This is a genomic window from Sedimentibacter saalensis, assembly GCF_007830175.1.
GTDB classification, from domain to species: domain Bacteria; phylum Bacillota; class Clostridia; order Tissierellales; family Sedimentibacteraceae; genus Sedimentibacter; species Sedimentibacter saalensis.
Window position 1 is genome coordinate 302506 of sequence record NZ_VLKH01000001.1, and the last position, 15151, is coordinate 317656.

A 15151-nucleotide genomic window follows, 5' to 3' on the forward strand; every position below is an offset into this window, starting at 1 on the left:
ATGGGAGGACTACTGTCCGGGCGGACACAAGATTCGCCCCTAAGGTTTGTAGAATAAAGATTTGTCAATGATCTGACTAACAGATACCAGACTATTAGTTTGATTATTAATTTATTTATATTATTGTTTATTTAGCTTCTGCTTTAGCATAGTCTCTGTCTGCGGCATTTGCATCCGGTATGTTTTTCATTGACAAAATTGTAACAAACGATACAAAAAGCAATCCTATAAGTATATAATATGCTGTTGTAAGTTTTCCTGCCTGGTTAAACGCACCCATAAATGTCAATGCAAAAGCCATAGGTATAGCCTGTATTGTCATTATCCATTTGTTGGCAGCCATATATTTCTTACGTCCATAAACATATGATGTTACACAAGGATGCATTGTAGGCATTCCTCCTGTCATACAAGCAACTCCAAATGCCCATATTGCCATAAGGGCGTTATTTCCTCCTTGAGGCATTATTGCAAGAGGAACGACTGCGAAAAAGTAAAGAATATTTAATACTAAAGATGCTTTAATTGAGCCAAGCTTATCATCAATCCATCCAAGAACATAGCTCATTGGAATACCCGATGCTGCTCCTATTGAAAGCCAGAATAAAGCCTTGCTTACAAAAAGATTTGGAATGTCTTCAGGAGTACTTAGACTTATGTATCTGACAGCCATGTATGACATCATACACATGATTATGAACTGAAATATTCCATAAGATATTATAAGTTTCCATGCTCTTGAATCAGTCACTATATTCATAAGTGTTACAGCTTCTCCTTCTTCTTCTTTTTCAGAAGCAGGCGCTTTATCTGCTCCGTCAGGATATAATCCAACTTCTTCAGGAGTATCTCTTAAGCCAAATGCTGTTACAAGTGCCACAACAAGAAGTGCTGCTGCAATTATTATGTATGTATTTAAACCATAACTGTTTACCAGTGAAGTCAACAGACCTATACCCACAACAGACATCAGAGGACTTCCGGCTGTGATTATACCTAAAACTCTTCCTCTGTACTTAATAAACCAGTTAGCGGCAAGCAGGAATCCACCCATTTGAAGAGGGACAACCAAGACACGCACAACAAATAATCCAATTGCATACAGTGTATAATTCGTACCTGCAAAAGATATTCCTACACATCCTAATGCCAACGCAAGGATGCTGAGCACCAAAATTTTTCTTGCACCGTACTTAACAAATGCGGCACCTATTATTAAATAAACTATAATTGTTACTATAGCACCTATGGTTACAGGATTTGTAATTTTCAAATCATCCCATCCATATGTGGATTGCAAAAATGGAGTCAATATATTCAAATGATCATTTTGAAGTCCTGAGTATAAGAAGTTGTACAATACTCCTATAATTAGAAAAACCAGGGCATATCTCATAAATTGCTTATTCTTAAACATGTTAATCCTCCAAGAGTTTAGTTTTTATTTTTTGAAAACTATACTTTAACACTTTCAACACATGATATTATTGAAACTCATCTGAATCCATATATTCAACAGCACTGTAACCTGCTATTCTCCCGCTGTTGACTGCAAAGCTCATTGTATTTCCCGGAAGGAAGAAGCAATAGCTGTCGCCGTAGATGTTGCAGGCATCTGTACCGCATGCGTATAGTCCCGGGATTTTAATTCCCTGAGTATTTAAAACCTCAAGATTGTCATTTGTCTTTACTCCGCCAAGGCTGCCGTAACCTGCAGGATAATGTATTGCTGCATAATATTTTCCGCCCTTTAACGGTTTCATATATTTGTATTTTTTAAAGAACATTTCATCAGAAGTAGAACAACCTTCGTTGTATTCATCAACTGTCTTTTTAAGATTGTTAAGATTTATTCCGGTTTTTTCACAAAGCTCTTCCAATGTATCAGCTTCAAAAATATTTACCAGATGTTTTTGCTGTTCGTTGTGAAGCTCGCTTAAGCCTGCACTTTCTGACTGTCCGCCGCTTAAATATGTCTGAAGTTCTTTTTCCCATTTATCAACTGTCTTAATATTGTGATGTATTGTCACATAATCAAGCCCTGTTTTCCTGTAGGTTTCAAGTATACTGTCATCGATAATTGTAAAGGCTTTTCTTTCTCTTTGTAAGGAAATTGCATTTCCGGTATAAACAGTATTGCTCATGAGCTCTTCGTTGTAGAATCTTTTACCATCAAGATTTACCATGAGATTAGGCTGACGCATTGTTTCACTTAAAGTTTTAAATACATCTGTTACACCCGGCGTTGTATATGTCAGTTCCATTGTTGAGTCAACTTTGCCTGCTCCGGCTTCCCAAAGCATTCTAAGTCCTTCTCCTTGTACACCCGGAATTCTGAATGAATGCAAATCCTTACCCCATTCATATCCCAATATTTCCTGAATCATTTTGGGGTTGTCTCCAAATCCGCCTGTGGCAACAATAACTGCATTACATTCAGCTTCAACTTTTTCACCGTCAGCAGTTATAAATTCAACACCTGTTACATAGCCATTATCTGTCATAATATTTGTTGCTCTTGTGTTGTAAAGTATTTCTACGCCTAATTCTTCAGATCTTTCTGTCAATGCACGGAACATGTTTGAAGCAGCTCTTTCAGCCGGTACATTGCTTCCTTTTGTTTTGACAATATGCCATGTCTGAGTTGATTTTTCAAAGTATTTATAAGCTCCTAAAAATTCAACGCCTATAGACTCCATCCAGTCAATTGTTTTGCTTGACTGCTCAATGTATCTTCTTACCAGTCTTGCATCAACTCTCCAATGAGTGTAATTCATCAAAAGATTGAATGCATCTTCTTTAGTGAAGTCTACTAACTGCGCCTTTTGATACTTTGATTCTACTGCAAAAATACCCATTCCCATATTTGCAGCTCCGCCAGTTGTGCTTCCCTTTTCAAGCACTATAACACTGGCTCCTTTTTCAGCAGCTGCAACAGAAGCTGTTATTCCCGATGCACCACCTCCAATTACAATTACATCAGCTTCATATCTTCGACTCATTTTATTACCTCCTCTATTTTAATTATGAGCTTTAACTTTTTAACCTCTTCTTCGACGTCTCATTGTTGTTCCTGATTGGTCTTCTGATTTTTCTTCTATGCTTCCAACAGGAATTGGTTCAGTTGGTAATTTTGGCTTTATGGCGCCTGCTTTTTTAATTGCATTTTTTGGACAAACATTTATACATTGCAGTGATTTGCTGCAAAGCTGTGTGTCAATTACATGAATCATATTTTCTCCGCCCTGTATGGCCTTTGAAATGCAGCTGAACATACACTTGCCGCAGCCATCGCAAAGCATGGGGTCAACATATAATGTGTACATACCTTTGCATACAAGATTAGAACATATTTTTCTTTTCTGGTGTTTTTCCCATTCGTCTTCATGGGACTGAAGAAGCTCTATACATGTGTTTGAAGCTTTTCTAGTCATTTCACAGTCTGCATAGTTTTTTGTATTTTCAAGAAGCTCCTGTAAAAGCTCCATATCCCCGTTCTTGCCATTACCTTCAGAGATGTCCTTCATTATTTCGTAAATCTGCCATGTTCCTTCCCGGCAAAAAACAGTTTTTCCGCATGATTCTTTTCTGACAGAATCCATGAGTTTGGTACAATAATCAACAACGCAAGAGTTTTTATCTGAAGAATCCCAATCTGGAAAATCAATTGTTTTATCACAAATCATTTTGCTACCTCTTTTACTCTTTTATAGTGAGGATCTACCCAGTACCTAACCTTTTGAATATCCAGCCTCAAATCACACTGCAGACAGCGCCCGCATTCCTCTGTTGCTTCAAATCCATTATTAAAAATATCTTTTCTTTTTAATTTTGCGAAATTTTCTTTTGTTCCAATATGTGAATTCTTTTTAGGTCTTTCGTAGAATTGTTCTGAAATGTCCCCATCTCCTCCCAGGTACATATCTATGTTCATAGCTGCATCACGTCCTGAAGCAATTGCCTGAACCACTGATTTTGTGCCATATGTTACATCACCACAGGCAAATACACCTTCCTTGCTTGTCAGCATTTTGTCGTTTGTTTTCGCAAATGTTCCTTTTACAAGTTCAACTCCAAAATTGTCTGAAAGTTCAGGTTGCTGCCCTGTTGCAAAAATCAAAGTATCAGTGTATTGTTTTGATTCTGAATTTTCAATAACATCAAGCTCAAGGCCCTTTGATGAAAAACTGAATCCTCTAACATCAACAAGATTTAAAGCCTTTACATTTTCATGTTCTGACTCTATGCCAGACATGGATTTGCTGTTTAATATTTCAATTCCTTCTTCTAATGCCGCACTAACTTCTTCCTTGTCTGCAAGCATTGATTCTCTGGCTTCAAGGCATACAACGCGAACATTTTTAACACCCATCATTTTAGCAGTGCGGGCGCAGTCAAAAGCAACATTGCCTCCACCATATACAGTAACAGAATCTCCTAAATTTACAGCAATTCCTTCATTGGCCATTCTGCAGAAATCTACGGCATCTATGGCATTTGACCATTTGTTGTTGTAAACAGGCGGTCTTTTTCCGGCACCTGCACCAAGAGCTATAAGGGTTGCATTGTACCCTTTGTCTTTTAAATCATCCAATGAACTTATTTTTGAATTAACATAAAGCTTTAAATTTTCTACCGTCAATATTTGCAGTTCGTTGTTCACAATTGCTTGGGGCAGTCTGTACTTTGGAATTCCGTAGGATAACATTCCTCCTGCAAGTTTTTGACGCTCATAAACATCCACTTCATATCCCCTTTTAGCCAGATAATACGCTGCTGTCATTCCTGATGGTCCACCGCCGATTACAGCAATCTTTTTCCCATTTGGCGTATTGTATTTTACTTTTGATTTCCATGTTTCTTTTTTGTCATTTTCAACTGCAAATTTTTTGATTTCTCTTATAGAAATAGCTTCGTTTAAATGTGTTCTTTTGCAGCCTGATTCACAGGCATGAGTACATATATATCCAAGAGAATGAGGAAATGTTAATTTTTCTCTGATAACAGACACTGCCTCCGAATATTTGCCTTCATTAGTCAACCTTATATATTCAGGTATGTCAGTATGTGCAGGGCAATCATTTTTACAAGGAATCATAGCCATATTTCTTGGTGAGTCCTTGGAAAAAATCCCTTTCACGTCCTGTATGGCTCCTGTGGGGCATACTTCTACGCAGGCACCGCAAAATCTGCAGTCAGAATCAGTCATAAGCTTATCCCCAACAGTATTTATGTATGTTTCACCGTTTTTCTTATTTATTGAAAGAGCCTTTACCCCGCGATATTCCTCACATACTCTCACACAGCGGCCGCACTGAATACAACGCTGCATTTCCTTTTTAATGAGTTTGTCACTTTGAGCAATTCTGATATTTTCTTTTTCTATTTCTCTCAGTCTTGAGTGAGCTACTCCCATGTATTGCATCAATGCCTGAAGTTCACAATTCAGATATTTGTCACATGATGTACAGTCCTTTGGATGACTTGCCAGCATCAATTCAAGAGCTAAATTCCTAAGCTTTGTCACAGCTTCTGTCTTTGTGCTGACTACCATTCCTTCCTCTACCTTTGTTTCACAGCTCTGCACGATGCCATCCTTGCCTTTGATTTCAACAGAACATAGCTTACATCCCCCAAGGGGAGTTAAATCCGGATGATAGCAAAGATGTGGAATGTATATTCCCGAATCAAGGGCTGCCTGCAAAAGGTTTTGACCCTCTAAAGCTTCAATATTGTGTCCGTCAATACATAAACTTACTTTATTCATACTTTACTCCTTACCATATTTGAATAATTGTTTGAGGATAAGAACTTCAAGAGCATTGTTAATACAAAACCTGCAGCGCTCATAACTGCAACCGCCATAAAAGCCATATCGTAGCCGTCACTTAATGTCTTTGTCCATGCAGCAAGCTGTGGACCTATAACACCTGCTATTCCATAGGCAACATATAAGAATGCATAATTTATTGAAAGATTCTTAATGCCGAAGTTGTCAGCGCATATTGGTGAGAACATGGATGTAAAGCCCCCGTAACAAGAGCTTATTGCAAGAAGTGATGCATTAAATACCATTCCTCGTGACTTTGTAAGCAATACCATCGCACATCCTATGACTGTAAACAAGACAAGCATAACATTGTATCTGCCGAGTTTATCTGAAGCCAGACCAAAGCCAAGTCTTCCCAGAGCATTAAAAATTGAAATGAATCCTATTAAAAATGCAGCTTGTTCTGGTGTCATCTTTTGAATTTCCTGAAGCATGGAAGAGGCATGTCCTGATATCATAAGGCCTGCTGTTGCTCCGAGAGTCAATGCAATCAAAATAATATAAAATTTTCCGGTCTTGAGCATCTCCTGCCAGGTATAATCTTTTACTGACACTGCATTGTTTGTTTTACTTTTTTTATCAGACTGTAGATTAAAATCCGCAGGAACGTCCTCAATTAAAAATGAAACCGGTATCATAACAACAGCAAATATTGCAGCTAATATTCCGAATACGTAAAGCACCCCGTACTGTTTAGTAAAATAAGCTGCAAGCGGAGCCCAAATAATTGAACCTCCACCATAAGCACAAGCCAACAAACCTGAAGCCATACCTGTTTTATCGGGAAACAAACTTGTGCTGTACGACATTAAACATGGATAAAGCATGCTGATTCCAACACCCACTACAACTCCATAAACTATATATAAATAACCTATTGAGCTGGTAAAAACTGTAGCTGCAAGTCCCGCAAAATATATTCCCATGCCAATCCAAAGATATTTCCTGACGCCCAGAATCTTTTGATATTTCCCTATAAAAACAGGGGCAAGAGTTGATACAAGTATTTGAATTGTAAAGGTAAGAGAAATGGTTTTAAGTGCCCAGTTGAAATTTTCCATAAGGGGCTTTTGAAAAACGCTCCATGTATAACCTATGCCTGAGCACAATGCCAGAACCATGGCTGCTGCTAAATTTCTCCACCTTCTATTTTTGTAGTCCATTTTAAATCTCCTTTTATGTTATACTTGAAGATAATATGAGATTATTCTTCTACAACCTCGATGATACATGCTGCTCCCATTCCACCGCCTATACACATGCTTACAAGGCCATAACGTCCTTTGACAGCTTGTAAATAGTTAATTGCTTTGCCAAGAAGTATTGCACCGGTAGCTCCTAAAGGATGCCCTAATGCAAGGGCTCCACCTCTTGGGTTGACCTTTCTTCTGTCAAGTCCTAGCTCGTCGATTGTAGCAATAGCCTGAGATGCAAAAGCTTCATTGAGTTCTATAACATCAATATCATCTAAACTTAGATTTGTTTTCTTAATTGCTTCTTCTATGGCATAAATAGGTCCCAATCCCATATAAGCAGGATCTAATCCTTCAACAGAAAAAGTCATGAACCTTGCAATTGGTTTAATCCCTAAGGATTTTGCCTTCTTTTCAGACATGAGAACCACAAAGGCAGCACCGTCACTTCTCTGAGAAGAAGTAGCAGCTGTAACCAGACCATCTTCTTTAAAGCACGTCTTGAGTTTTGCCAAATCTTCCATGTTAGTTCCCTTACGATAGCATTCATCTCTTTTGAAAACTGTAGGATTACCTTCTTTATCAAATCCGTTTACAGGAATAATCTCATTATCAAACAAACCATGTTCCACAGCTGTGGATGCCTTTGAATGGCTTTCAACAGACATTTGTTCCATTCTTTCTCTTGTTATTCCATATTTTTTTGCAACATTTTCAGCAGTTATGCCCATAGGCATATACGTGTCGGTTTTATCCAAAAGCCATGGATTTAAAAATTCAGGAGACTCTGACAAAACAGGACAGCTCATGGATTCCACACCGCCTGCAACAACTACATCCTGCAGTCCGCTCATAATCATAGAAGCACCTGTGACTACTGATTGAATTCCTGATGCACAAAATCTGTTGACTGTTTGTCCCGGTACCTCAGCAGGAAGACCAGCCCTTATAACCAAATTTCTTCCGGGATTCAGTCCCATTTTTCCTTCAGGGATTGCACAGCCCACAATAACATCATCAATGTCATCTGCTTTTAACTGAGGAACCCTTTCAATAACTCCCTTTAAAACTTCAGCTCCAAAATCTATTGGATTAACGTTTGCCAAAGAACCGCGGCCTGCCTTTCCGATAGCCGAACGTCCATAAGCTACAATTACACAATTTTCCATTTTTTAGTCCTTTCTTGGTTGTATGAATAAAATATCTTAAAAATAAAATTTTCCTATTATGAATGTATTATAGAAATATATTTGTGGATTGTACAATTCAAAAAATGCATTATAAAATTAACAAACTTTGTTATTTATATTTTGACAAAGTATGGTATAATGAAAAGTGGTGATGAGAAATATAAAGAAAAGTTAGCATTTAAACAACGCGCAATGCTTTCATTTGAACGTTTGAGAAGTTAACATATTTAAAAGCTGTTCTGCACCGAAAGAATGTCGTTATATTAAGCATGTTGCTTGAATTATTGTATAATATTTATCATGTTGCAAATAAAGATGACTCATATTTAATAGAATCATCTTTATTTTTTTGGAATTATTAATCTTCTACTTCCTTTGGACTATCATTAAGCAGCAGCATAGCAATTATTGAAATAACTTCTATTCCCATAAATACCATGTAGGCACCTGTAAAAGATCCTGTAATGCTTATGGCTATAGCTAGTACTATAAATGCAAAGTTTCTGATAACTCCTTGAATTGTATTCATTACTGTGAATGCCAATGGAAAATCTTTTCTTCCAAATATAGTTGCAACCATTGATGGAGGGAAATTGGCGTTTCCTCCTATAGCTCCGCCTATCATAATAAGTGAAATATATAAACAAAGAGTGTTATCAATTAAATTAAATCCAATACCTATAATATACCAAACAGCAAAATACAATGATGCTTTCTTTGTTCCCCATTTTTGATCCACAACTCCCCAGCCATAACTTCCTGCAAGTCCTATTATAGCTGCTATAGTCAGCATCATTATAGCTGTATTCAGTTCATAACCTCTCTCCATGAGTCTTGGAACCAGCTGTGACATAACCCCAACTGTAACCATACCGTTAATGCCATATGCTATTGCCATTAACCAGGTTTCCTTAGTTTTAAATACTTTGGCATAAGTAAGTTTTGGTATTTCCTGCGCAACTTTTTTTATTTTTATTTGATCGAGAGGCAAGTTATCAGGTGTGCATCCGGCTTCCTCTGGAGTTCCCTTCATAAATATCTTAGTAAAGATAGCTAATAATATCATAACAATACCGATAACTGTTACAGACATATTCATACCGCCAAATCTGACAGCAAGAGCATTTAACAAAATAACTATTGTTGCAGATGCCATATTCATGCCCATAGTTGCCCATCCGAACGCTAATCCTTTTTTCCTTGGGAACCAGTTTGCCATGTACACATTTCCTGCAATGTTGCTGAATCCATTGACTAAAGAAACCATAAGCGTCAATGAAATTCCATATGTAACTATGGTATTGGCGTGTCCGTACCAAATGGTCGCAAGGCCACCCAACACAAGGCATAATATAGCAGTGAACTGTGCTCCTTTTTTTGCAGCAAGCCATCCATAGAACATACAGGATATTAAGGCTATTATTCCTGCCGGAGTTGATAAAGCTAAAACCTGATTATAATCCATTCCATGCAGCTGACTTAATCCAGGCACCAATACATTTAACCCGTCAACTGTCATTCCCGTCATGAAGTAATATAAAACACCTACATAAATTATTACACCCCAACCCTTTTTACCAAAATTGTTGTTTACCTTTTCAGTTTCTATTCTTTCAATTGAATTATTAATTTCCATAATAAGTCCTTCCATTTTTATGTATTTTTAAGTATTTATTTAACAGCAAGACTACCATTTTAATAATGATATTTTTGAATATTTTGTACTAAATAATACACAATTACTTGATAATCAAAGCATTTAAAACGTATTCCCAATCATTATAGCAGTTATTTTCATATCCTTCATCTCATTTATAGATTTAATTCATATTGTTCAATCCTAAAAATTGTGATATAATTGTTAATATTTTATTTGTTGTGAGAGGATGATACCATGAATCTTGAAACTCTTCAATACTTTCAATATATTGCCAAATATAAGAATATCACTAAAGCTGCAAAGCATTTTTTTGTAAGTCAATCCACCCTGAGCCGTCAAATGATGGCCCTTGAAACTGAGCTTGGCGCACAACTTTTTATAAGAAATAATAAAAATATTGAACTGACAGAAGCAGGCAAAGTATTGATGCGGGACTGTGATCTGTATATAAAACACATACAAACTATAAATGATAACGTTCACGCAGCTGCTCAAGGAAATTTAGGAATCCTTAGAATTACTTCACCAGGTGAGCTTTGCAAGACATTTTATGATTCATTAATATTATTTCAGAAGAAATTTCCAACAGCTGAATTAGTAGTTGAGGCTTATGACTTCAATGAAATTCCAACAGCCATTCAATATGGCGTGTACAACGTGGGATTTACTTTTGATTTTGCAACAACAACCTACGAAGAAGAAATTGAAAGCATCCCCATAGGAAATGATGATTTTTCTGTAGCTGTGTCATCGAAATTGTTCCCTAACCCAACTATTGATTCAATTCCTGAAATTGTAAAATCATTGCCCTTGATTCTTCCTTACTACACAGAACCGCCGTTTTTAAAGCGTATTATCCATGAACTTCAACATTATTCAGGAGCAAAGAAAATAAAAACAAATTATATCAATACAACAGACTCAGTTATGCTTAATGTTTCATTAGGATTAGGCTACAGCATCATTCCAACTTGCGTGTCCAAAGCCAAAAGCGGCATGGAGAACATTTCTTATATTAAGCTTGATGATAACTTTGCAAAAGGTATTATAGTTATGTTGTATAAAAAATCTCTGTCTTCAGAACTAGTTAACAGCTTTGTAGATATTGTGAAAGAACTTAGCAAAGATTTTATTTTAGGGTCTGAGGATTAAATTTCCTCAGCCCTAGCTAAGCATAGTGCATAAAAGTATGGAATACAGCTTTTCATTCATGCTTGCGCTTCTTGATGTTAGAACTATTGGAATATCAGCTCCCAATAGGCACCCGGCCATTATATTATCCCCATCAGCATTCCATATTTTACTCATAACATTTCCCGTAACCATCTGAGGAACTAAAAGCATATCCACATCTCCTGCATAAGGTGAAGAATAGCCTTTTATAGCTGCAGATTCTTTGCTTGTGGCCAAATCAAAAGAAATAGGACCTTCCACTACACAATTTCCTAATAATCCTTGAACAGACATTTCTTTCAGCTTTTGAGCTTCTATTGTTTCAGGCATTTTTTCACTGACTGTCTCTACAGCACATAAGGCTCCTACAACCGGCTTAGTGTAACCTAACTTCATGAGGGCTTCCGTGCAATACATGATAATCTTTTTCTTGTCCTCTAACGTCGGATACGGTATTACAGCACAATCGCTCATTGCCAGCAGCTTATGGTAACTCTTTAGCTGCATTAGTCCAAAATGCGTAATGAATCCTCTTTTATTTAATCCTGTTTCTTTATTAAGTATTGGTCTTAATAAGTCTTTGGTCTCTATTTTCCCCTTTATTATGAAGTCGCCTTCACCCATGTGTATCAGCTTGACTGCAATCTCAGAAGGATTAGTATCCTTGCTGCAATTGACAATCTTATATTCTCTGTCTGCATAGTTCATTTCTTTAAGCTTGTTGATTATATCTTCCTCTGCACCAACAAGAACAGCCTTAATAAACCCTTTTTCCTGAGCGAGAAACACAGCCTCAAGTACATGCTCATCACAAGCTCCGGCAACAACAGCTCTTTTAACAGGACTGTTTGAGACTGCAAGCTTTTTCAACAACTCATCAAAACTTTTATACATAATATCACCTATTTCTTTTTTATTCCCAGTATCTGCCTTGCTTCATCAGGTGTAGCCGGTTCTTTTCCAAATTCTTTTATAACTCTTACGGCTCTTTCTACAAATTCAACATTAGTTCCTAGTTTGCCTTTGCTGTAATAAACATTATCCTCAAGACCAACCCTGATATGACCTCCCAGTGCCAACGCAGCATACATAATTGCCAAGTGCTGCTTGCCCAATCCAAAAGCAGACCATGTTGCATTTTTTGGAAGCATATCGCATAAGAACTGCAGATTTTTAACTGATGCTTCCATACCTCCCCCAACTCCGAGCACAAACTGATAATGACATGGAGTTTCAAGGACTTCTTTCTTAACATAGTAGTTAACAATATTCATAAATCCTGAATCAAATATCTCAAGCTCAGGTTTTATTCCAAGCTCCTTCATTTTAAGTCCAAGAGGTTCAAGAAACTGTGGTGCGTTATCGAAAATTCCAAATGGCATCCAGTTAAATGATCCTGCATCAAAAGAAGCCATTTCAGGCTTAACATATGGGAGGTGAGCCATTCTGTCCTCATAGTTTGCCCTGTTGTCACCGGAAGTTGTGCAGTTAATAACAACATCACAGTCTGTTCTTTGTTTTATCAAATCAACAGTCTTCTTAAATTTTTCCTTATCCATGGTGCCAATTCCTTTATCATCTCTCATATGTAGATGTACAACTGCAGCACCTGCCTTCCAACAATTGTATGCATCCTGTGCTATTTCCTCAGGAGTAAGCGGTATTGAAGGATTTAACTCCTTCGGTGTCATTGCTCCCGTCAAGGCAGCTGTTACTATAACTTTATTTTCTAATTCCATAATTACCTCCATTGACTTAATGTTTCAAATTATTTTGCTTTTCTATGCCAGTTCATTTGGATTATTTATTATATCTTCAATTGAGCTGTATCCCTTAGGATAATAAATGTAAGGATGAACCTGTTCTTCGTTGTTAAGCACCCTTAGGCCCCCGGCAGCAAGTGCTTCCATTTCCCGTTCTCCCGGTATAACTGTTACAGGAGCTATGAAAGACACCTTTTCCTTAATCCATTCAGTTATTCTTTCACTGTATGCAACACCGCCTGTCAGGATTATCTGATCAACATTTCCGCCTCTTACTACGCACAGCTGTCCAATACTTTTTGCAACCCCATATGCCATTGCTTTTAGAATCAGTCCTGCTTTTTCATCGCCCTCATCTATCAGCTTTTCCACATCTCTCACATCCTGTGTGCCAAAATATGCAACAAGTCCTGATTGACCGCAAAGATACATTCTCATCTCTTGCAATGTTTTATTGCTTTTATAGCAATAATCCGCCAAATATCTTGTAGGAATTGCACCGGCTCTCTGAGGCGACATAGGTCCCTCATCATCATATACCCAATCAGCTATGCGCCCATGATCATGAAATCCAAGGGTTATACCCCCACCAAGCTGTACTATGATCAAATTAAGATCCTTGTAATCTTTTCCCATTGATTCTGCATACGTTATTCCTGCCATTTTAGTATTTAATAAATGAGCTACAGGCATGTTAGTAATCTCAGGAATACCTGTTATTTTTGCTATTTCATCTGCTGAATCCACACAGGTTGGATCATAAATAATCACAGGAACATCAAGTCCTTTTACCAGCTTATCAGCTATTAAACAGGATAAGGTTGATGCATGCTGCGCCTCAGGTGCATAAGTAACAGATGCAATCATCAATTCATTTACTTCATATGCACCATCATATGGAACTGAAGGAATAGTCCCTGCTCTTGAAACCACTATGTCGAAATCTTTTGGATCAAGATTGTTTTCCTTTAAGAAATCTTCTACCTGATTAGTTCGAAATTCAAGTTGATCCAGTGTTTTTGGCATTTCTTTCAGCTGCTCTGCTGTTATTGTAAGAGAAGACTTACACATCATCTTATCATCTTCAAAATAAGCTACCTTGGTTGAGGTAGAACCACAATTTATAGTAAAAATTTTTTTCATAAAACACCACCTGGTTTATTTTTAAATATGGGGCTGTTGCAATGATTATTATGTGTCATTCTGAGGGCATAGCCCGAAAGATCTCATCACTTCAAAAGATGAGATCCTTCGCTGCAGCTCAGGATGACACATGAACAGTCTAATTTTTATTATTATCTTATTTTTCCTTGTAATGGTGGATCAATTTTACCTTCAAGGCCTAAATACTTAATCATAGACAAAAGCTCGGAGTGAAGCTCGTCCGCACAGAACATTCCAAACATTTCAGTTCCGAATGCCATATCCAGATCATCAGCAATTCTTTTCTTCCAAGGTCTTCTTACTAATTGAGAAGTAAGTCTTCTTGCTACTCTGTTCTGAGCCATTAGCATGTCAGCAATTTCATAAGCTCTGTCCATGAGTTTTTCTCTTGGAACAATTTCAGATACCAATCCCAGACGAACAAGGTCTTGTGGATACATTTTATCGCCTGTCATCAAATACCATGCTGCAAATCTTGGAGGCATTAGCTCCATAAAGCAGCTGTGAATGCCATCTCCAGGCACATTGTTTGTTCCGGGCAGCATATGTGGATCAAGTACAACGATATCATCTGCTGCAATAGCTAAATCACACATTAATGCCAGCTCAGTGTGTCCGCCGGAACCGCTCAATACTCCCAGTGTAGGAACTTCAACGTCCTGAATCATTGTTATAATCATTCGGCGTCCATCAACAAACATATGATTATATCTTGTCAGTCCAGGATCATCTCCTTCTGGAGCCCAGCTTGCAGCTTCAAAGTCTGTTACCCAAATATTTCCTGTACCTGTGAATATGATCATTTCTGTTTCACGATCTGTTCCAAGCATTCTCCACAATTTACCTATGGCATCATGTAACTCCATTGACCATATTAATGGACCGCCTTTGCAGTGCATGCGTACTGTTACAACTCCATCCTCTCTTCTTGTAATTATGAAATGCTCCTTGAACATTTCCTGAATTTCTTCAAAGCTAGGCCATTTCACATAGCTTGCATTAGTGATTCTTTCTTTTGACATATTATCCTCCAAAATTTTAATAGACATTTGTCTGTATAACGCATTATAAAAATTTATTCGCGGATTGTACAATTCAAAATATGCATGATATATTTCACAAACTTTGTTTTATGTATCTCCTTTTATTTGATATAATGATTAAAGTTCATTCAGAAT

12 protein-coding genes are annotated in these 15151 nt (G+C 37.3%); 1 reads left to right on the top strand and 11 read right to left on the bottom strand.

All coding sequences use genetic code 11. The features are described 5' to 3' along the window. Window positions 1-127 precede the first annotated feature (127 nt). From LY60_RS01325 to LY60_RS01355, 7 genes are all read right to left on the bottom strand, one after another. Window positions 128-1417, bottom strand: a complete 1290-nt coding sequence (locus LY60_RS01325) for an MFS transporter (RefSeq protein ID WP_145078920.1) — start codon at window positions 1415-1417, stop codon at window positions 128-130. Between the two features lie 67 nt (window positions 1418-1484). Continuing rightward, the gene (locus LY60_RS01330; protein WP_145078923.1) at window positions 1485-3002 is read right to left on the bottom strand and encodes an FAD-dependent oxidoreductase; all 1518 of its coding nucleotides are present in this window, start codon (window positions 3000-3002) and stop codon (window positions 1485-1487) included. A 39-nt stretch (window positions 3003-3041) separates the two neighbouring features. After that, a complete protein-coding gene (locus tag LY60_RS01335; RefSeq protein WP_145078926.1) occupies window positions 3042-3686 on the bottom strand; it encodes an NADH-ubiquinone oxidoreductase-F iron-sulfur binding region domain-containing protein in 645 nt (214 codons plus the stop codon). Continuing rightward, entirely contained in the window at window positions 3683-5767 is a 2085-nt protein-coding gene (locus LY60_RS01340) for an FAD-dependent oxidoreductase (protein WP_145078929.1), read from the bottom strand. Before LY60_RS01340 ends, LY60_RS01335 begins: the two co-directional genes overlap by 4 nt. Further along, complete coding sequence (locus LY60_RS01345; protein WP_145078932.1) at window positions 5764-6993, bottom strand: L-lactate MFS transporter; 1230 nt, start codon at window positions 6991-6993, stop codon at window positions 5764-5766. Before LY60_RS01345 ends, LY60_RS01340 begins: the two co-directional genes overlap by 4 nt. Before the next feature lie 41 nt (window positions 6994-7034). Beyond that, a complete protein-coding gene (locus LY60_RS01350) occupies window positions 7035-8192 on the bottom strand; it encodes a thiolase family protein (protein WP_145078935.1) in 1158 nt (385 codons plus the stop codon). Window positions 8193-8571: 379 nt separating this feature from the next. Further along, a complete protein-coding gene (locus LY60_RS01355) occupies window positions 8572-9849 on the bottom strand; it encodes an MFS transporter (protein ID WP_170226067.1) in 1278 nt (425 codons plus the stop codon). A 258-nt stretch (window positions 9850-10107) separates the two neighbouring features. Here LY60_RS01355 and LY60_RS01360 point away from each other — a divergent pair, with 258 nt between their 5' ends. After that, window positions 10108-11025 carry a LysR family transcriptional regulator gene (locus LY60_RS01360; protein ID WP_145078940.1) on the top strand — a complete coding sequence of 306 codons (918 nt, stop codon included), beginning with the start codon at window positions 10108-10110 and terminating at the stop codon, window positions 11023-11025. A 12-nt stretch (window positions 11026-11037) separates the two neighbouring features. Here LY60_RS01360 and LY60_RS01365 read toward each other — a convergent pair whose 3' ends face one another. The 4 genes from LY60_RS01365 to LY60_RS01380 form a co-directional block, all read right to left on the bottom strand. Continuing rightward, window positions 11038-11940, bottom strand: coding sequence for a phosphate acyltransferase (locus tag LY60_RS01365; RefSeq protein WP_145078943.1), 903 nt, complete (start codon window positions 11938-11940; stop codon window positions 11038-11040). An 8-nt stretch (window positions 11941-11948) separates the two neighbouring features. Continuing rightward, window positions 11949-12785, bottom strand: a complete 837-nt coding sequence (locus LY60_RS01370) for a beta-keto acid cleavage family enzyme (RefSeq protein WP_145078946.1) — start codon at window positions 12783-12785, stop codon at window positions 11949-11951. Between the two features lie 42 nt (window positions 12786-12827). Next, window positions 12828-13952 carry a butyrate kinase gene (gene buk, locus LY60_RS01375; RefSeq protein ID WP_145078949.1) on the bottom strand — a complete coding sequence of 375 codons (1125 nt, stop codon included), beginning with the start codon at window positions 13950-13952 and terminating at the stop codon, window positions 12828-12830. 152 nt (window positions 13953-14104) lie between these two features. After that, window positions 14105-14995: an enoyl-CoA hydratase/isomerase family protein gene (locus LY60_RS01380; RefSeq protein WP_170226068.1), complete on the bottom strand. Its 891-nt coding sequence runs from the start codon at window positions 14993-14995 to the stop codon at window positions 14105-14107. Window positions 14996-15151 lie beyond the last annotated feature (156 nt).